The sequence below is a fragment of the Agrococcus sp. Marseille-Q4369 genome (assembly GCF_018308945.1).
Classification (GTDB): domain Bacteria; phylum Actinomycetota; class Actinomycetes; order Actinomycetales; family Microbacteriaceae; genus Agrococcus.
Genome location: NZ_CP070501.1, coordinates 955091 through 973268, shown reverse-complemented (window position 1 = coordinate 973268; position 18178 = coordinate 955091). Strand labels below are relative to the sequence as shown.

The 18178-nt window shown below is 71.9% G+C and carries 16 protein-coding genes and 1 pseudogene; 15 read left to right on the top strand and 2 right to left on the bottom strand.

Annotated features, from left to right (window positions below; genetic code table 11):
• Window positions 1–36 precede the first annotated feature (36 nt).
• The 15 genes from atpB (at window position 37) to JSQ78_RS04835 (ending at window position 14154) form a co-directional block, all read left to right on the top strand.
• Window positions 37–858: a F0F1 ATP synthase subunit A gene (atpB, locus tag JSQ78_RS04905; RefSeq protein WP_211450517.1), complete on the top strand. Its 822-nt coding sequence runs from the start codon at window positions 37–39 to the stop codon at window positions 856–858.
• A 34-nt stretch (window positions 859–892) separates the two neighbouring features.
• Window positions 893–1129: an ATP synthase F0 subunit C gene (gene atpE / locus JSQ78_RS04900; RefSeq protein ID WP_092667153.1), complete on the top strand. Its 237-nt coding sequence runs from the start codon at window positions 893–895 to the stop codon at window positions 1127–1129.
• A 7-nt stretch (window positions 1130–1136) separates the two neighbouring features.
• Window positions 1137–1688, top strand: a complete 552-nt coding sequence (locus tag JSQ78_RS04895; RefSeq protein ID WP_211449847.1) for a F0F1 ATP synthase subunit B — start codon at window positions 1137–1139, stop codon at window positions 1686–1688.
• On the top strand, window positions 1688–2470 hold the full coding sequence (locus JSQ78_RS04890; RefSeq protein WP_211449846.1) for a F0F1 ATP synthase subunit delta: 783 nt from the start codon (window positions 1688–1690) through the stop codon (window positions 2468–2470). The genes JSQ78_RS04895 and JSQ78_RS04890 overlap by 1 nt, the downstream gene beginning before the upstream one ends.
• Before the next feature lie 27 nt (window positions 2471–2497).
• Window positions 2498–4132: a F0F1 ATP synthase subunit alpha gene (atpA, locus tag JSQ78_RS04885; protein ID WP_211449844.1), complete on the top strand. Its 1635-nt coding sequence runs from the start codon at window positions 2498–2500 to the stop codon at window positions 4130–4132.
• 23 nt (window positions 4133–4155) lie between these two features.
• Window positions 4156–5040: a F0F1 ATP synthase subunit gamma gene (locus JSQ78_RS04880; protein WP_211449842.1), complete on the top strand. Its 885-nt coding sequence runs from the start codon at window positions 4156–4158 to the stop codon at window positions 5038–5040.
• A 17-nt stretch (window positions 5041–5057) separates the two neighbouring features.
• Complete coding sequence (gene atpD / locus JSQ78_RS04875) at window positions 5058–6518, top strand: F0F1 ATP synthase subunit beta (protein WP_211449840.1); 1461 nt, start codon at window positions 5058–5060, stop codon at window positions 6516–6518.
• Entirely contained in the window at window positions 6518–6775 is a 258-nt protein-coding gene (locus JSQ78_RS04870) for a F0F1 ATP synthase subunit epsilon (RefSeq protein ID WP_021011161.1), read from the top strand. Before atpD ends, JSQ78_RS04870 begins: the two co-directional genes overlap by 1 nt.
• Complete coding sequence (gene yaaA, locus JSQ78_RS04865; protein ID WP_211449838.1) at window positions 6772–7491, top strand: peroxide stress protein YaaA; 720 nt, start codon at window positions 6772–6774, stop codon at window positions 7489–7491. The genes JSQ78_RS04870 and yaaA overlap by 4 nt, the downstream gene beginning before the upstream one ends.
• 54 nt (window positions 7492–7545) lie before the next feature.
• A complete protein-coding gene (locus tag JSQ78_RS04860) occupies window positions 7546–9057 on the top strand; it encodes an HNH endonuclease signature motif containing protein (RefSeq protein ID WP_211449836.1) in 1512 nt (503 codons plus the stop codon).
• Window positions 8981–10579 (top strand): transposase, encoded by a 1599-nt coding sequence (locus tag JSQ78_RS04855; RefSeq protein ID WP_211449835.1) that lies wholly within the window; start codon window positions 8981–8983, stop codon window positions 10577–10579. The genes JSQ78_RS04860 and JSQ78_RS04855 overlap by 77 nt, the downstream gene beginning before the upstream one ends.
• 105 nt (window positions 10580–10684) lie before the next feature.
• A complete protein-coding gene (locus tag JSQ78_RS04850; protein WP_211449833.1) occupies window positions 10685–11017 on the top strand; it encodes a hypothetical protein in 333 nt (110 codons plus the stop codon).
• Window positions 11018–11086: 69 nt separating this feature from the next.
• Window positions 11087–12778, top strand: coding sequence for a RecQ family ATP-dependent DNA helicase (locus JSQ78_RS04845; protein WP_211449831.1), 1692 nt, complete (start codon window positions 11087–11089; stop codon window positions 12776–12778).
• A gap of 32 nt (window positions 12779–12810) precedes the next feature.
• Window positions 12811–13158, top strand: a complete 348-nt coding sequence (locus JSQ78_RS04840; protein WP_211449829.1) for a TfoX/Sxy family protein — start codon at window positions 12811–12813, stop codon at window positions 13156–13158.
• 42 nt (window positions 13159–13200) lie between these two features.
• Entirely contained in the window at window positions 13201–14154 is a 954-nt protein-coding gene (locus tag JSQ78_RS04835) for an aldo/keto reductase (RefSeq protein ID WP_211449827.1), read from the top strand.
• Between the two features lie 72 nt (window positions 14155–14226).
• On the opposite strand, the pseudogene JSQ78_RS04830 reads toward JSQ78_RS04835, so the two are convergent.
• Window positions 14227–15825, bottom strand: a pseudogene (locus JSQ78_RS04830) (gamma-glutamyltransferase family protein); the annotation flags it as partial.
• A 74-nt stretch (window positions 15826–15899) separates the two neighbouring features.
• Window positions 15900–18143, bottom strand: coding sequence for a heavy metal translocating P-type ATPase (locus JSQ78_RS04825; RefSeq protein WP_211449826.1), 2244 nt, complete (start codon window positions 18141–18143; stop codon window positions 15900–15902).
• Between the last annotated feature and the right edge of the window lie 35 nt (window positions 18144–18178).

Sequence of the window (18178 nt, the reverse complement as noted above, 5' to 3'; positions counted from 1 at the left end):
GAGCTTGAGGAAGAGACGCTGAACGCCGTGTTGTCGATGCTGGCCTCCGCTGCCAACGAGCCAGAGCCGTTCCACCCGCCGTCGATCGCGGAGTTCTTCCCGCAGGTCTTCCTGTTCATGGAGCCGACGGTCGCGTGGCTCGGGAGCGAAGAGCCGATCTTCGGCATCAACCGCATCATGCTCATCCGCATCCTGTCGGCGCTCGCGATCATCCTGATCTTCGTGCTCGGCACGCGGAAGATGAAGCTCGTCCCGACGCGCGGCCAGAGCATCATCGAGCTCGGGCTCGGCTTCGTCCGCGACGGGATCGTCTACGACCTGCTCGGCGAGAAGGACGGCCGGCGCTTCCTGCCGATCATCACCACCATCTTCTTCATGGTGCTGGCGATGAACATCACGGGCATCATCCCGTTCCTCAACATCGCGGGCACCTCGGTGATCGGCGTGCCCCTCGTGCTCGCGATCGTCTCGTACATCGCGTTCATCTACGCGGGCGTCAAGAAGCACCCCGGCGCGTTCTTCAAGAACTCGCTCTTCCCCTCGGGCGTGCCGTGGCCGCTCTACATCATCGTGACGCCGATCGAGTTCGTCTCGACCTTCGTCCTGCGCCCCGTCACGCTGACGCTGCGACTCATGATGAACCTGTTCGTCGGCCACCTGCTGCTCGTGCTGTTCTTCGCCGCGACGCACTTCTTCTTCTTCTCGGCCGGCGGCTTCTACACGCTCTTCGGCGTGGGCACGCTCGCCTTCGGCTTCGCCTTCACCGTCTTCGAGATCCTCGTCGCGGTGCTGCAAGCCTACGTCTTCGCCATCCTGACCACTGTCTACATCCAGCTCGCGCTGGCTGAAGAGCACTGACCCCGGACCCTCCGGACAACCGAAAGGAACGACCGTGGACAACGCCACGACCATCCTCGCCGAGATCAACGGCAACATCGGCACCGTCGGCTACGGCCTCGCCGCCATCGGCCCCGCCATCGGCGTCGGCATCGTCGTCGGCAAGACGATCGAGGGCGTCGCCCGCCAGCCCGAGCTGCAGGGCCGCCTGACGGTCCTCATGTTCATCGGCATCGCCTTCACCGAGGCACTGGCGTTCATCGGCATCGCCACGTTCTTCTTCATGGTCTGACGCCCTGATGCTCACCACTCCTCTCTTCCTCGCGGAAGAAGCGGGGGAGACCACTCAGAACCCGCTGCTTCCGGCCCCGTACGACATCATCTGGTCGGCGGTCATCTTCGTCGTCCTCCTGCTGGTCTTCTGGAAGGTCGTCCTGCCTCGCGTGCAGGCGCTGCTCGACGAGCGCGCTGCCGCGATCGAGGGCGGCATCAAGAAGGCCGAGGAGGCGCAGGCCGAGGCGGCTGCGGCGCTCGAGTCGTACAACACCCAGCTCGCCGAGGCTCGCGCCGAGGCAGCTCGCATCAAGGACCAGGCTCGCGCCGACGCCGCGCGCATCGAGGCCGACCTCAAGGCTCGCGCCAACGAGGAGGCCGAGCGCATCACCGCGCAGGCGCACCAGCGCATCGAGGCTGAGCGCCAGGCCGCGTTCTCGTCGCTCAAGACCGAGGTCGGCTCGCTCGCCCTCGACCTGACCGAGAAGGTCGTCGGCGAATCGATGGACGACGCCCGCTCGGCTGCGATCGTCGACCGCTTCCTGGCCGACCTCGAGCGCGAGGGAGCGAACCGCTAGTGGGCAGCGCGACCAGCCAGGCGCGAGCCGGCATCGACGAGGCCGTCCGGGCCCAGCCGCAGGCAGGGCTCGAGGACGCGCGGGATCTCTTCCGGGCATCGCGCGCACTCGAGCGCAGCCCGCAGGTGCTCTCCTCGCTCGGCGACCCCGTCTCGACGCCCGACTCCCGCGCCGCGCTCGCGCAGCGCGTGCTCGGGCAGCTGGGTGGAGCGGCGGTCTCGATCGTCGCGCACCTCGCGCGCCAGCGCTGGTCCGAGCCGGACGACCTGCTCGCCGCGATCGACGAGGCGGCCGTGCGGGTCGCGGTGCGCTCGACGAGCGACGACGTCGCGGGGGAGATCGCCTCCTTCGGCCGCATCGTCTCGGCCGACGCGCAGCTCGAGCTGGCTCTCGGCGGCCTGCAGGGCTCGTTCGACGAGAAGGCGCAGCTCGTGCAGCGACTGCTCGCAGGCCGCGCGAGCGAGACGACGCTCGCGATCCTCGACCACCTCGTGCGCGCCCCTCGTGGCCGCCGCATCGGTCAGCGCCTGCGCTCCGCTGCGACGCAGGTCGCCGCCGCGGCCGGTCGCTCGCTCGCGACGGTCACGACGGCTCGCGAGATCCCCGCCGACCAGCTCGACCGGCTCCGCGCCGGTCTCGAGCGCCAGTACGGCCGCACGCTGCAGCTGCAGCAAGTGGTCGACCCGGCCGTGCTCGGCGGGCTGCGCGTCTCGATCGGCGACGACGTCATCGACGGCACCGTCCGTTCCAAGCTCACCGACCTGCGCCTGTCGCTCGCCTAGGTCGAAGAAACCCGAACAGGAAGACACATGTCAGAGCTCACCATCAGCCCCGACGAGATCAAGGGCGCCCTCGCCGACTTCGTCTCGTCCTACGAGGCCTCGACCTCGACGACCGCCGAGGTCGGCCACGTCGTCGACGCCGCCGACGGCATCGCGCACGTCTCCGGCCTGCCCGGCGTCATGGCGAACGAGCTCGTCCGCTTCGCGGACGGCACGCTCGGCCTCGCGCAGAACCTCGACGAGACCGAGATCGGCGTCGTCGTGCTCGGTGAGTTCGACGGCATCGAGGAGGGCATGGAGGTCACCCGCACGGGCGAGGTCCTCTCCGTCCCCGTCGGTGAGGGCTACCTCGGCCGCGTCGTCGACCCGCTCGGCAACCCGATCGACGGCCTCGGCGAGATCGCCTCGAGCGGCCGCCGCGCCCTCGAGCTGCAGGCGCCCGGCGTCATGCAGCGCAAGTCGGTGCACGAGCCGCTCCAGACGGGCATCAAGGCGATCGACGCCATGATCCCGGTCGGCCGCGGCCAGCGCCAGCTCATCATCGGCGATCGCCAGACCGGCAAGACCGCGCTGGCGATCGACACGATCATCAACCAGAAGTCCAACTGGGAGTCGGGCGACGTCAACAAGCAGGTGCGCTGCATCTACGTCGCGATCGGCCAGAAGGGCTCGACCATCGCTTCGGTGAAGGGCGCGCTCGAGGACGCCGGCGCCATGGAGTACACGACGATCGTCGCCTCCCCGGCATCCGACCCGGCCGGCTTCAAGTACCTCGCGCCCTACTCGGGCTCGGCCATCGGCCAGCACTGGATGTACGAGGGCAAGCACGTCCTCATCATCTTCGACGACCTGTCGAAGCAGGCCGAGGCGTACCGCGCCGTGTCGCTGCTCCTCCGTCGTCCGCCGGGCCGCGAGGCCTACCCGGGTGACGTCTTCTACCTGCACTCGCGTCTGCTCGAGCGCTGCGCGAAGCTCTCGGACGAGCTCGGTGCCGGCTCGATGACGGGTCTCCCGATCATCGAGACGAAGGCCAACGACGTCTCGGCGTACATCCCGACCAACGTGATCTCGATCACCGACGGCCAGATCTTCCTGCAGTCCGACCTCTTCAACGCCAACCAGCGTCCCGCGGTCGACGTCGGCATCTCGGTCTCGCGCGTCGGTGGCGACGCGCAGGTCAAGTCGATCAAGAAGGTCTCCGGCACGCTCAAGCTCGAGCTCGCCCAGTACCGCTCGCTCGAGGCGTTCGCGATGTTCGCCTCGGACCTCGACGCGGCCTCGCGCCGTCAGCTCGAGCGCGGTGCGCGCCTGACCGAGCTGCTCAAGCAGCCGCAGTACTCGCCGTACCCCGTCGAGGAGCAGGTCGTCTCGATCTGGGCCGGCACGAACGGCAAGTTCGACGCCGTGCCGGTCAACCAGGTGCTGCAGTTCGAGAGCGAGCTGCTCGAGCACCTGCGGGGCAACAGCACGGTGCTCGCGACGCTGCGCGAGACCAACGTGCTCGACGACGCGACGCTCGCGACGCTCGAGTCCGAGGTCGACGAGTTCGCTCGCAACTGGCAGGGCAAGGATGCGTCGAGCATCACCGACCCCGGCACCGAGGCGAACAACCCGATGGTCGAGGACGTCAACCAGGAGCAGATCGTCAAGGGCCGTCGCTGACGCGAGATCGCTGAGGAGGCGGAATGGGAGCCCAGCTCCGGGTCTACACGCAGAAGATCAAGTCTGCGCAGTCGACCAAGAAGATCACGAAGGCGATGGAGCTCATCGCTGCGTCGCGCATCCAGAAGGCGCTCGCCCGCGTGCAGGCGTCGAACCCGTACGCACGGGCGCTGACGCGCGCCGTGAGCGCGGTGGCCACGTTCTCGAACGAGCCGCACCCGCTCACGGTGGAGCGCACCGAGCTCAAGCGCGCGGCGATCGTCGTCGTCACATCGGACCGCGGTCTCGCGGGAGCGTTCAACTCGCAGATCCTCAAGGAGGCGGGTGAGCTGCGCGCGAAGCTCGAGGCGGAGGGCAAGGAGGTCGACCACTACCTGGTGGGCAGCAAGGCCGTCGGCTACTTCAAGTTCCGCCAGCGCCCGTACATCCGGGAGTGGACGGGGCAGTCGGACGTGCCGTCGCCCGAGCTCGCGCAGGAGATCGCCGAGGCGGTGCTCGAGGCCTACGTCTCCGAGCAGGTCGACGAGATCCACGTCGTCTACAACCGCTTCGTCAGCATGATGACGCAGGACCCGACGACGGTGCGGCTGCTGCCGCTCGAGATCGTCGAGGCCGAGAGCGCCGATTCGGCTGAGCACTTCCCGCTCTACCAGTTCGAGCCCGAGCCCGCGCTCGTGCTCGACTCGCTCCTGCCCGTCTACGTCGAGAGCCGCATCTTCAACGCGCTGCTCCAGTCGGCCGCCGCCAAGCAGGCCGCGACGCAGAAGGCGATGAAGTCGGCGTCCGACAACGCCGACAAGCTCATCATCGACTACACCCGCCTGCGCAACAACGCGCGCCAGGCCGAGATCACGACGCAGATCTCCGAGATCGTGGGCGGCGCGGACGCCCTCGCCTCGGCGAAGTAGCCACGAAAGGCAAGCACATGACCATCACTGACACCCCCGTCGAGCAGCAGCAGGCTGCCGTCGGCCGCGTCGCTCGAGTGACCGGGCCCGTCGTCGACATCGAGTTCCCGCACGACTCGCTCCCCGAGGTCTACAACGCGCTCAAGACGACCGTCGACTTCCAGGACGGCTCCGAGCCGCAGGAGATCACGCTCGAGGTCGCGCAGCACCTCGGCGACGACCTCGTCCGCGCCATCGCCCTCAAGCCGACGGACGGCCTCGTCCGCGGCCAGGAGGTGCGCGACACCGGCGAGTCCATCACGGTGCCCGTCGGCGACGTCACCAAGGGCAAGGTCTTCAACGTCATCGGCGAGCCGCTCAACCTCGGCGAGGGCGAGACGCTCGAGGTCACCGAGCGCTGGTCGATCCACCGCAAGGCGCCCTCGTTCGACCAGCTCGAGTCGAAGACGCAGCTGTTCGAGACCGGCATCAAGGTCATCGACCTCCTCACCCCGTACGTGCAGGGCGGCAAGATCGGCCTCTTCGGCGGCGCAGGCGTCGGCAAGACGGTCCTCATCCAGGAGATGATCCAGCGCGTCGCGCAGGACCACGGCGGCGTCTCGGTCTTCGCGGGTGTCGGCGAGCGCACCCGTGAGGGCAACGACCTCATCCACGAGATGGAGGAGGCGGGCGTCTTCGACAAGACCGCCCTCGTCTTCGGCCAGATGGACGAGCCCCCGGGCACGCGCCTCCGCGTCGCCCTCTCGGCACTCACGATGGCGGAGTACTTCCGCGACGTGCAGGGCCAGGACGTGCTGCTGTTCATCGACAACATCTTCCGCTTCACGCAGGCCGGCTCGGAGGTCTCGACGCTGCTCGGCCGCATGCCGAGCGCCGTCGGCTACCAGCCGAACCTCGCCGACGAGATGGGCATCCTGCAGGAGCGCATCACCTCGACGCGTGGCCACTCGATCACCTCGCTGCAGGCGATCTACGTGCCGGCCGACGACTACACCGACCCGGCTCCGGCCACGACGTTCGCGCACCTCGACGCGACGACGGAGCTGAGCCGCGAGATCGCGTCGAAGGGCCTCTACCCGGCCGTCGACCCGCTCACGTCGACGAGCCGCATCCTCGACCCCCGCTACCTCGGCGAGGACCACTACCGCGTCGCGACGACGGTCAAGCAGATCCTCCAGAAGAACAAGGAGCTGCAGGAGATCATCGCGATCCTCGGTGTCGACGAGCTCTCGGAAGAGGACAAGATCGTCGTCAACCGCGCGCGCCGCATCCAGCAGTTCCTCTCGCAGAACACCTACATGGCGAAGAAGTTCACCGGTGTCGAGGGCTCCACGGTGCCGCTCAAGGAGACGATCGAGTCGTTCGACGCGATCGCCAAGGGCGAGTTCGACCACGTGGCCGAGCAGGCGTTCTTCAACGTCGGCGCCATCTCGGACGTCGAGGCCAAGTGGGCGCAGATCCAGAAGGAGAACGGCTGATGGCTCTGACCGTCAGCATCGTGTCGGCCGCGGCCGAGGTGTGGACGGGCGAGGCCACGCAGGTCATCGCCCGCACCACCGAGGGCGAGATCGGCATCCTGCGGGGTCACGAGCCGGTGCTCGCCGTGCTCGCCGAGGGCCAGGTGCGCGTCACCGACGCCTCCGGCACGGTGCACGCGGTCGATGCTGAGGACGGCTTCCTCTCGGTCGACCACGACCGGGTCGAGATCGTCGCGCGGAACGCCAAGCTCGCGTGATCGTCCTGCTGCCGCCCAGCGAGACGAAGGCGGCAGGGGGGACGGGAGCGCCGCTCTCGACGGCCAGTCTGGGATTCCCCGGGCTGGCCGTCGGCCGTTCCCGGGCGCTGGCCGCCCTCGACCGCCTCGTCGCCGAGGGCCAGGACGTCTCGACGCCCGCGAAGGCGCGCGCCGCGGCCGACAACGCCGCCGTCCGCTCGGCGCCGACGATGCCCGCGATCGAGCGCTACACGGGCGTGCTCTACGACGCGCTCGCCGCAGCCGACCTGCCCGCTGCCGCGCGGCGATGGGTCGACGACCACGTCGTCATCCAGTCGGCCCTGCTCGGCTTCGTGCGCGCATCCGACGCCATCCCCGCCTACAAGGTGTCGGAGCACTCGAAGCTCCCGGGCGAGCGGATGCGCGACCTGTGGTCGGGCGCGGGCGATGCGATCGAGGGCTTCGCGCTCGACCTGCGCTCGAAGGCCTACGCCGCGATCGCGCCCGTGCCGGGCGCCGAGCCGGTCGAGATCGTCTCGCCCGAGGGCAAGGCGCTCAACCACTGGAACAAGGCTGGCAAGGGCGCGCTCGTGCGCTCGCTCGCGCTCGCCGGCGTGCAGGCGGAGACGGCGGATGCGCTGCTCGAGTGGGCGGCGTCGGCGTCCGTGCCGCTCACGCGCGGCGAGCGCGGGCTGCGGCTCGTCGTGCAGGATCCGCGACTCGTCGCGGCCGGCTGAGGCGGTCCTCCACTGGCGCGAGGCGATGTCAGTGGCCCGTGATGTGATGCGCGCATGCACGAGGGCACGGAGCACGAGGAGGGCATCTTCGATGCCGCCGCGCTCGCTGCCGCCGGCGTCGATGCCCGGGCGGTGATCGCCCTCATCCGGGCAGGCGCCGTGCTCGATCCGCTCGGGCGCTCGGGCGAGGAGCTCGCGCTCGAGCTGCGCGACCGCGACGCGGAGGCACGCGGCTTCCGCGTGATGCGCGCCTCGTTCGGGCTCGTGCGCAGCGGCAAGCTCGTCGCGATGCTCGAGTGGGAGCTGTCGCACGTCGACGAGCCGCTGCCGCCGGAGCTCGCGCGGCTCGCCGCTGACGACGAGTTCGCGCACCGAATGCGCGCGATCGAGCTGCGCTCCGCGCGCATCGAGGGGGAGCGCCGCGCGCTCATGGCGCGGCACGTCCAGCGGGCCCTCGATGGCCCGGGAGACACCGCGATGGCCGTGCGCGAGCTCGCGTCGATCGCAGCCGTCGCCCTGGGCCTGTCGCGGCGGAGCGTCGAGGCCCGCATGCAGGAGGCGTGGCAGATCGTCACCGAGCTGCCTGCCGCTCACGAGTCGGCGGCTGCCGGCCGCATGACGCTCGCGCACCTGCGGGCGATCGAGGGCGAGACGCGCGGCCTCCGCGCGAGTGGCGACACCCCCGAGGACGACCGGCGCCGGGTCGAGCGAGAGCTCGTCGCGCTCGCCGAGACCACCTCGCCCGGCCGGCTGCGGGCTCGCTCGAAGCGCATCGTCGACTCGGCGCTCACCGAGCCGCTGCAGCAGCGCTACGACAGAGCCAGGGAGCAGCGGAGCGTCCGGTTCGTCGACGTCGGCGACGGCATGGGCGACCTCATCGCGCGCGTGCCCGTCGTGCGCGGCATGGCGATGCTCGACCGCCTCGCGCAGGCCGCGCGGAGCAAGCCGAAGGACGACCCGCGCACGTTCGACCAGTTCTGCGCCGACGCGCTGTGCGAGGTCGTCATGGGCGGCGTCGTACCCGACGGCGTGCACGGGCTCGACAACCTCACCGGCAACGTCTCGGTGCTCATCCCGGCGACGACGCTCATCGCCGCGGGCGCACCCGGCGACGGCCCGGCACTCGACCCGGCAGCGCTGCGGTTCCCCGCGGCGCTCGACGGCCGCGTGCTCGTCGACCCCGAGACCGCGCGGCGACTCGCGCTCGGCGTGACCGTGTGGGAGCGGCTCTTCACCGATCCGGTCTCGGGCGTCGCGGTGACGGTCGACTCCCGGCGGCCGAGCGCTGAGCAGCTGCGCTGGCTGCGTGCGCGCGATGGCGGGTGTCGCACGCCGGGCTGCGCGTGCAGCGGGCGTCGCGCCGACCTCGACCACACGATCGCGTGGGCGCAGGGCGGCCCGACCTCGATCGACAACCTCGCGACGCTGAGGCTGTCGCATGAATGGCGTGCCTGCGTGGGTCTGCGGAGGGGTCGCGGGAGAATGGGCCATGGCCGTGAACGTGCGCTCTGGGGATCTCGATCAGCTGTTCCTGATGCCGCCGTCGGTGCGGGAGTGGCTCCCTGAAGACCACCTCGCGTTCTTCGTGCTGGACACGGTCGCGGAGCTCGATCTCACAGCGTTCTACGCGTCGTACCGGGCCGATGGTCGCGGCGGCGCGGTCTACGATCCGGCGCTGATGCTGGGCGTGTTGCTCTACGCCTATTGCACCGGCGAGCGCTCCTCTCGGCGCATCGAGCGGAAGCTGGTCGAGGACGTCGCCTACCGCGTGCTGGCGGTGAACCAGACGCCGGATCACGCGACGCTGGCGCGGTTCCGATCGCGGCACCAGGAGGCGATCGCGGCGCTGTTCGGGCAGGTGCTCGGGCTCTGCGTGAAGGCGGGGATCGTCGATGCGGGGATGATCGCGATCGACGGGACGAAGATCGCCGCGGACGCGTCGTTCTTCGCGAACCGCTCGCGCGAGGATCTCGCCGCCGAGATCCTCGACGAGGCGGAGCAGACCGACGCGGCCGAGGACGCCCTGTTCGGCGATCGCCGCGGCGACGAGCTGCCCGCGGCATGGTCCGGCGGCCGGGACCGGCGCGAGCGGATTCGGGCCGCGCTGGACGAGCTGGAGCGGGAGAAGGCGCGCGACTACGAGTCGCGGGTCGCGGAGCGGGAGCGGAAGGAGGCCGCTTCAGGCAAGCAACTGACCGGCCCGAAACCGCGGCCCGACACGGCGCGGCGGGCGAAGCCGCGACGGGCGAACACCACCGACCCGCACTCGCGGATCATCCCGAACACCGGGCGCGGCGCGATGCAGGGCTACAACGCGCAGACCGCGGCGACCGCGGGCGGCCAGATCGTGGTCGCCGCCGAGGTCACCGTCACCACCAATGACCAGCCGCACTTCGTGCCGATGGCGACCGCGGTCACCGAGAACCTCGCCGACGCCGGCCACGACGAGCCGGTCGGCACGTTCGTCGCCGACGCCGGCTACTGGACCGCCGCGAACGGCACCGCCGATGTCGGCGCCGAGGTGCTGATCGCGACGAAGAAGCCCGCCGATCACCGTGCCGAGCGACCCGACGACCACAAGCTGTCAGTGCTGGCGAAGGTCAACCGGGGCGAGCTCTCCCAGCGCAAGGCGGGCGAGATCCTCGGCGTCTCCTACACGTGGGTCGGCGACATGACCAAGCGCTACTTCGGCAAGGACGGACCTCGAGCTGGGCGCGCTGCGGAACCGACGCCGGCTGAATGGCTGCCCGTGATCGAGCGCCTGAATCGCGGCGAGATCAACAAGCGAGAAGCCGCCGGCGAGCTCATGGTCTCCGGCACCCGGATCAACTCCATGCTCGCCCACGTCCGCGGCGAGGCCGTCGAACCGTCGATCGCGAGGGCCGTGATGGACGAGAAGCTCGCCGAGCCACGCGGCTCCGCCCTCTACGCCCAGCGCCAGCACACGATTGAACCGGTCTTCGGCAACATCAAGGGCAACCTCGGCTACCGACGATTCACCCGCCGAGGCATCGACGCAGTCCAGAGCGAATGGCGCCTCATCTGCGCCGCACACAACCTCCTGAAGCTGCGCACCGCAGGGGCATAGCTGCCCGGCGGGCACGCCCCGCGCGCTCGCCGCGACTGCCGATACCCGTCGCCGTCGACCCGGACGACATTCGCGCGACAGCCTCCGCTCTGCCGCAGCGATCACATGCTCAAGCACGCCTCGCGCTGGAGCATGCGCCAGCTCGACCACGGCGTCATCGAGTGGACGTCGCCGCTCGGCGAGGTGATCGTCGACGAGCCTCGGCCGATCGGGCCGACGTTCGCCGAGCTCGAGCCCGCGCTGCCCCCGCCCGCGGGGCCACCGTCTCGGCACCCGTGGGCCGATCGACCCCCGCCAGACCCCGAGCTGGTCCGCATGATGTCGGGCAAGGTCCCGCTCGACGAGTGGATGGCGTACTTCCTCACGCCCGTCGGAGGCGATGACCCGCCGCCGCCGCCCGAGCCCTGGCCCGACCACGAGCCGCCAGCGCCGTTCTGACCCGGCGCGGGCCCTCCCGACGCATCCGCCGCGCGGCCCGCGATCAGGCGGGCGATCTAGCATCGCCGCATGCCTCCCCGCTCCTCGCGCACCGATCAGACCGCCGGAACCGATCGGGGAAGCGCGGGGGACCGCATCCTCGCCGCCGCCCGCGAGTACGGCTGGGACGACCTTCGGCCAGGGCAGCGCGAGGCGGTCGAAGCCGCCCTCGAAGGGCACGACGTGCTCGCCGTCATGCCGACGGGTCACGGCAAGTCGGCGATCTACCAGCTCGCCGCGAAGCTCCTCGAGGGGCTCACGGTCGTCGTCTCGCCGCTCATCGCCCTCCAGCGCGACCAGGTCGAGCAGCTCGAGGAGATGGGCGCCGACCCCGCGGTCGCCGTCAACTCCTCGCAGCGCGTCGGCGAGAACCGCGAGGCGTGGGAGGAGCTCGAGGCGGGCGACGCCGAGTTCGTCTTCCTCGCCCCCGAGCAGCTCGCGCGCGACGAGGTGCTCGAGCGGCTGCGCGAGCTGCAGCCGTCGCTCCTCGTCGTCGACGAGGCGCACTGCGTCTCGGCGTGGGGCCATGACTTCCGGCCCGAGTACCTCAGGCTCGGCCACGTCGTCGAGGCGCTCGGGCACCCGACGACCGTCGCGCTCACCGCGACCGCCGCACCGCCCGTGCGCGAGGAGATCGTCGAGCGGCTGCGCATGCGAGAGCCGCGCCAGGTCGTGCGCGGCTTCGACCGCCCCAACATCTTCCTCGAGGTGCAGCGGCACAGCGACGACGACGCCAAGCGCGACGCGATCGTCGAGCGAGCGATCGCCGAGGCGAAGCCCGGGCTCATCTACGTCGCGACGCGCAAGGACGCCGAGCGCTACGCCGCTGCGCTCGCCGAGGCCGGCGTGCGCGCCGAGTCGTACCACGCGGGGATGTCGCGGGTCGAGCGGGAGCGCGTCCACGACGCGTTCAGCGACGGCAGCGCCGAGGTCGTCGCCGCGACGTCGGCGTTCGGCATGGGCATCGACAAGGCCGACGTGCGCTTCGTGCTGCACGCCGCGCCGCCCGACTCCCTCGACTCGTACTACCAGGAGATCGGGCGCGGCGGCCGCGACGGCGAACCAGCGCTCGCGGCGCTCTTCCACCGCCAGGAGGACTTCGGCGTGCACCGCTTCCGGACGGGCGGCGGAGCCGATGTCGACATGCTCTCGGCGGTCGCCGCGCGCGTCCGGCGCGCGAAGCAGCCCGTTCCGCCCGAGCGGCTGCGCGAGCGGCTCGACGTGGGCGCGAGCCGGCTCACCTCGGCGGTCAACCTCCTCGAGCAAGCGGGGGCGGTCGAGACGACCGACGACGGCGACCTCGTGTGGCGGGAGGGCACGGTCAAGCCCGCGGTCGAGGAGGCGGCTCGCATCGCCGAGGCGCGGCGCCGCGTCGACCGCTCGCGCGTCGAGATGATGCGCGGCTACGCCGAGACGAGCGGCTGCCGGCGACGGTTCCTGCTCGGCTACTTCGGCGAGGAGCTGCCCGAGCTGTGCGGCGCGTGCGACACGTGCCGCTCGGGCTCGGCCGAGCGCATCGAGGAGGCGCGCGAGTCGGCGGATGCGTCGTCCGACACCGCGGGGGACTGGACCGTGGGCCAGCGCGTGCGGCACGAGTCGTGGGGTGAGGGCGGCGTCGTGAGCGACGACGGCGACCGCATCACGGTGCTCTTCGACGAGGAGGGCTACAAGACCCTCGCGCTCGAGGTCGTCGAGCGCTCCGGAGTGCTCCAGCAGCTCTGACGCCCGGCAGCGGCCGGTGCCATGATCGACGCATGCCGAACCGGCCCGAGACGCTCGAGCGCATCCTCGATGCCCTCGACCCGCTGCCGATCCGCCTGCAGCCGATGTTCGGGGAGCACGCCCTCTACTGCGACGACCGCGTCTTCGCGTTCGTGTGCGACGACACGCTGCTGCTCAAGCTCGTGCCCGAGGCGGCGGAGCTCACCGAGCCGCTCGCGCGCGGCGAGGCGTACCCGGGCTCGAAGCCCTACGGGATCGTCGACGTCGACCGGCTCGGCGACCTCGAGTGGCTGCTCGAGACCGTGCAGACGATCGCGGCGACGCAGGTGCCGAAGCCACGCAAGCCGTCGGCAGCGCGGAGCGCGAAGCCCGGCCGGTAGCCGTGCAGGATCGCCGCCCGCGCGCGATCTAGGCTTGAGCGCATGACGCGCACTCTCGGCAACTCCGGCATCGAGGTCTCGCCCATCGGGCTCGGCTGCAACAACTTCGGCCGCAAGGGCACGGTCACCGAGGACCAAGCGGGCACCGACGCCGTCATCCACGCGGCGATCGACCACGGCATCACGCTCTTCGACACCGCCGACATCTACGGCAACCCCGCGACGACCTCCGAGTCGCTCATGGGCGTCGCCCTCTCGAAGGCCGGGAGCGCCGCGCGCGACAGGATCGTGCTCGCGACGAAGTGGGGCCACCAGGACTTCGCGATCGAGGGCACCGAGGAGTGGGGCGCGAAGGGCGCCCGCGGCTACATCCGCAAGGCCGTCGAGGCGTCGCTGCGCCGCCTGCAGGTCGAGCACATCGACCTGTACCAGCTGCACACGCCCGACCCGGTGACGCCGATCGAGCAGACCGTCGAGGCGCTCGACGAGCTCGTCGCCGAGGGCAAGATCCGCGCCTACGGCCACTCGAACCTCTCCGCCGAGCAGATCCGCGACGCGGCCGCCGTCGCAACCCCCAACGGCTTCTCGACGGCGCAGGACGAGTACTCGCTCGTCGAGCGCGGCGTCGAGCGCGAGGTGCTGCCCGCGGTGCTCGAAGCCGGGCTCGGCTTCCTGCCCTACTTCCCGCTCGCGAACGGGCTGCTCACGGGCAAGTACTCGCAGGCGTCGTCGCCCGCCGACGCGCGCCTCACGCGCCTCAAGCCGCAGCTGCTCGAGCAGACCGACTGGGCCCGCCTCGAGCGCTACGAGGAGGTCGTGCGCGGCACCGGTCGCTCGATGCTCGAGGTGACCTTCCAGTGGCTGCTCGCGCAGCAGGCGGTCACGAGCGTCATCGCCGGCGCCACGAAGCCCGAGCAGGTCGCGCAGAACGCGGCGGCCGGCGAGGGCCGGCTCGACGCCGCGACGGTCGAGGCGATCTCCGAGACCTTCGCCTAGCGCGCAGCGCAGCGCGGCGTAGCCCTGCTCGTCGCGCGCGTTCGAGGCGGCGCGGATCGTGCCGCCCTCGCCCGGTCCGCCAGGCTCGTGCGACGCGAACGAGAGGCGACCGAGCGACCAGGGCCCCGCATCCGTCACCACGTGCCCGCGCGAGCGCAGGTCGTCGATGACCGCCTCGCCGAGCCGCGACTCGACGTGCAGACCGCCCGGCTCCCACACGCGCGGCTCGAACGACGACACGAGGTGCGTCAGGTGCCACGAGGGCGCGTCGATCGATGCTTGCGGGTCGAGGCCGAGCACGCGCATGCCGAGCAGCATCGCGAACTGCCACTGGTCCTGCTGGTCGCCGCCGGGCGTGCCGAGCGCGGCGACCGCACCGTCGTGGTCGACGAGCATCGTCGGCGAGAGGGTCGTGCGGGGGCGGATGCGCGGGGCGAGGCTCGTGGGCAGGCCCTCCTCGAGCCAGAGCATCTGGGCGCGCGTGCCGAGGCAGAAGCCGAGCTCGCCGATCGTCGGGCTCGACTGCAGCCAGCCGCCCGACGGGGTCGCCGAGACGACCATGCCGTCCTTGTCGACGACGTCGATGTGGCACGTGTCGCCGCGCGTGGGCTCGCCCGTGCCGGAGCGGGGCGTGCGGGGCGCCTCCTCGGCGACGCGCACGGCCGCGAGGCGCGCCTCGCCCCGCAGCGCGCCGGGCCGCAGCTCGAGCGAGGCGCGGTCGCCGATGAGCGCGCGGCGCTCGGCGAGGTAGGCGGGGTCGAGGAGGCGCTCGAGGTCGGCGCCGTCGCCGAACCACGCGTCGCGATCGGCGAGTGCGAGCTTCATCGCCTCGGCCGCGACGTGCACGATGTCGGCCGTGAACGCATCCGACCGCTCGGGCAGGAGCGGCTCGACGATGCCGAGCGCCTCGAGCATCGCGGGGCCCTGCGACCACGCGCCCGCCTTGTGCACGGTGGTGCCGCGCCACGGCATCGACGTCGTCGGCTCCCACGAGGGGCGCCACGCGGCGAGGTCGTCGCCCGTGAGGAGCCCCGCGTGGGCCGCGCCCGAGGAGTCCATCGCCGCGTGCCGCGAGTGCCGGTCGATCGCCTCCGCGACGAAGCCCTCGCTCCAGGCGGCGATCGCCGCGTCGCACGCTGCCTCGCGCGAGAGGCCGCTGCCCGCGTCGGCGAGCCGGCGGTACGTGCCGGCGAGCACGGGATTGCGGATGACGTCCCACGGCTCGGGCGCCGGGTCGGCCCAGAGGTCGGCGGACGCGGGCCAGTGCTCGCGGAAGAACTCGGCGCGGCCCGCGATCGTGCGGGCGACGCGCGGCAGCACCCGGTGGCCGCGCTCGGCGAGCTCGATCGCGTAGGCGAGCACGTCGCCGGGCGTCCACGTGCCGTGGTCGCGCAGCAGCGTGAGCCACGCGGGCACCGCGCCGGGCACGACGGCCGCGAGGAGGCCGGTGCCCGGGATGTGCTCGATGCCCTCGGCGCGCATCCGCTCGATCGTCGCGGCCGCGGGCGTCGGGCCCTGCCCGGCGAGCACTCGCGGCTCCCGGCCGGGCACGCGCACGATCGCGGGCAGGTCGCCGCCGGGGCCGTTGAGGTGCGGCTCGACGACGTGGAGCACGAAGCCCGCCGTCGCGGCCGCGTCGGCCGCGTTGCCGCCTCGCTCGAGCACCGACATGCCGCTCGACGATGCGAGCCAGTGCGTCGAGGCGACGGCTCCGAACGATCCCTGCAGCGGGGGTCGGGTGCGCATCATGCCGACACGGTAGCCGCCTCCTGCCGAGCGGCGGCCCAGGGCGCTGCGTCGAGCACGCGGGCGGCGCTCGCCGCCGGGTCGAGGTCGAGGCGGCGGAGCAGCTGCGCGTTGAGGGCGACGACGATCGTGGAGAGCGACATGAGGAGCGCTCCGACCGACATCGGCAGCACGAAGCCGAAGGGGGCGAGCACGCCGGCCGCGAGCGGCACGGCGAGCAGGTTGTAGCCCGCAGCCCACCACAGGTTCTGCACCATCTTGCGGGCGCTCGCGCGCGAGAGCTCGACGACCGAGAGCACGCTCCGCGGGTCCGAGCTCGCGAGGATCACGTCGGCAGAGGCGATCGCGACGTCGGTGCCGGCACCGATCGCGAGGCCCACGTCGGCGCGCGCGAGCGCGGGCGCGTCGTTCACGCCGTCGCCGACGAAGGCGACGGTGCGCCCCTCGTCCTGCAGCCGCGCGACCTCGCGCTCCTTGTGCTCGGGGCGCACATTCGCGGCGACGCGGTCGATGCCGAGCTCGCGCGCGACCGACTGGGCGACCGCGTCGGCGTCGCCCGTGACCATCGCGACCTCGACGCCCAGCCGATGGAGCGCATCCACCGCTTCCCTCGACTCGGGCCGGATCGCGTCGGCGAGCCGAAGCGCGCCGACGACCTCCCCGTCGACGACGACGTGCAGGATGATCGCGCCCTCCGCGCGCCACGCCTCGACGGCGGGCAGCTCCGCGACATCTTCCTCGTCGAGCAGATGCGGGCCACCCACGCGCACGCGCGCTCCCTCCACGACGGCCGTGACGCCCACCGCGGGGGAGGAGGAGAAGTCGGATGCGTCGGGCACGTCGAGCGCGGCGCGCTCGGCCGCGCGCACGATCGCGCGGGCGAGCGGGTGCTCGCTCGGCCGCTCCGCCGCCGCGGCGAGCGCGAGCACCCGGTCGGCGTCGCCGTCGACGGCGAGCACGTCGAGCACCGTCGGCTCGCCGGCCGTGAGCGTGCCGGTCTTGTCGAACAGCACGACGTCCACGCGGCGCATGGTCTCGAGCGCGAGCCGATCGGCGACGAGGACGCCGCCGCGCGCGGCGCGCTCGGTCGCGATCGAGACGACGAGCGGGATCGCGAGGCCGAGCGCGTGCGGGCACGCGATCACGAGCACCGTCACCGTGCGCACGATCGCGTCGTCCGGGGCGCCGAGCGCGCTCCACGCGACGGCGGTGATCGCGGCGGCGCCGAGCGCGAACCAGAAGAGCCAGCCCGCAGCCCGGTCGGCGAGCCGCTGCGCCCTCGAGGTCGACGCCTGCGCGTCGGCGACGAGCCGGCGGATGCCCGCGATCGCCGTCGCGTCGCCGACGGCGTCGACCCGCACCCGCACGCCCGAGTCGGTCGCGACCGTGCCGGCGACGACCCGCTCGCCCGCGCCGCGCGCGACGGGGCGCGACTCGCCCGTGATCATCGACTCGTCGAAGCTCGCGCTGCCCTCGACGATCGCGCCGTCGGCCGGCACGCGAGCGCCAGGGCGGACGACCACGACGTCGCCGACGCGCAGCGCCGCCGGGGCGACGCGCTCGATGCCGGACGGCGTCTCGCGCTCCGCCTCGTCGGGCAGGAGCGCCGCGAGCGAGTCGAGCGCCGACGAGGTCTGCGCGAGCGAGCGCATCTCGAGCCAGTGGCCGAGCAGCATGATGACGACGAGGAGCGCGAGCTCCCACCAGAAGTCGAGGTGGTGGTCGGCGAAGCCGAGCGACGCCGCCCACGACGCGATGAACGCGGTCGTGAGCGCGAGCGCGATCAGCAGCATCATCCCCGGCCGGCGCGAGCGCAGCTCGTCGACCGCGCCGGTCAGGAAGGGCCGGCCGCCCACCACGAACATGACGGTGCCGAGCGCGGGGGAGACCCAGCGCAGCCCGGGCGCGTCCGGGAGGGCGTACCCGACGATCGACGCGAACATGCCGCTCAGCAGCACCGTCGGGATCGCGAGCGCGAGCATCCACCAGAACAGGCGCCGGTAGAGGGCGACGTGGTCGCCGTGGCCGGCATGGCCCGCGTGTCCGGTGTGGTCGCCGTGATCGCGGTGCTCGGCGTGCTGCGGGTGCTGGGCATGCGCTGCGTGCTCGTGCTGCGGGCGCTGGGCGTGCGCCGCGTGCTCGTGCTGGTGGTGCGCGGCGTGCTGATGCTGGTGGCGCTCGTGCGGCTGCGGCGCGCCCCCGTGCTCGTGCGCCTCGTGCTCGTCTCGTCGAATCCCGCTCATGCTGCGAACCTATACCCCCTGGGGGTATCTGGCAA

Coding starts and splice junctions, on each gene's coding strand:
- atpB (WP_211450517.1), top strand. CDS start 37: ATGCTGGCCTCCGCTGCCAACGAGCCAGAGCCGTTCCACCCGCCGTCG.
- JSQ78_RS04895 (WP_211449847.1), top strand. CDS start 1,137: ATGCTCACCACTCCTCTCTTCCTCGCGGAAGAAGCGGGGGAGACCACT.
- atpA (WP_211449844.1), top strand. CDS start 2,498: ATGTCAGAGCTCACCATCAGCCCCGACGAGATCAAGGGCGCCCTCGCC.
- JSQ78_RS04880 (WP_211449842.1), top strand. CDS start 4,156: ATGGGAGCCCAGCTCCGGGTCTACACGCAGAAGATCAAGTCTGCGCAG.
- atpD (WP_211449840.1), top strand. CDS start 5,058: ATGACCATCACTGACACCCCCGTCGAGCAGCAGCAGGCTGCCGTCGGC.
- JSQ78_RS04870 (WP_021011161.1), top strand. CDS start 6,518: ATGGCTCTGACCGTCAGCATCGTGTCGGCCGCGGCCGAGGTGTGGACG.
- JSQ78_RS04860 (WP_211449836.1), top strand. CDS start 7,546: ATGCACGAGGGCACGGAGCACGAGGAGGGCATCTTCGATGCCGCCGCG.
- JSQ78_RS04855 (WP_211449835.1), top strand. CDS start 8,981: ATGGCCGTGAACGTGCGCTCTGGGGATCTCGATCAGCTGTTCCTGATG.
- JSQ78_RS04850 (WP_211449833.1), top strand. CDS start 10,685: ATGCTCAAGCACGCCTCGCGCTGGAGCATGCGCCAGCTCGACCACGGC.
- JSQ78_RS04845 (WP_211449831.1), top strand. CDS start 11,087: ATGCCTCCCCGCTCCTCGCGCACCGATCAGACCGCCGGAACCGATCGG.
- JSQ78_RS04840 (WP_211449829.1), top strand. CDS start 12,811: ATGCCGAACCGGCCCGAGACGCTCGAGCGCATCCTCGATGCCCTCGAC.
- JSQ78_RS04835 (WP_211449827.1), top strand. CDS start 13,201: ATGACGCGCACTCTCGGCAACTCCGGCATCGAGGTCTCGCCCATCGGG.
- JSQ78_RS04825 (WP_211449826.1), bottom strand. CDS start 18,143: ATGAGCGGGATTCGACGAGACGAGCACGAGGCGCACGAGCACGGGGGC.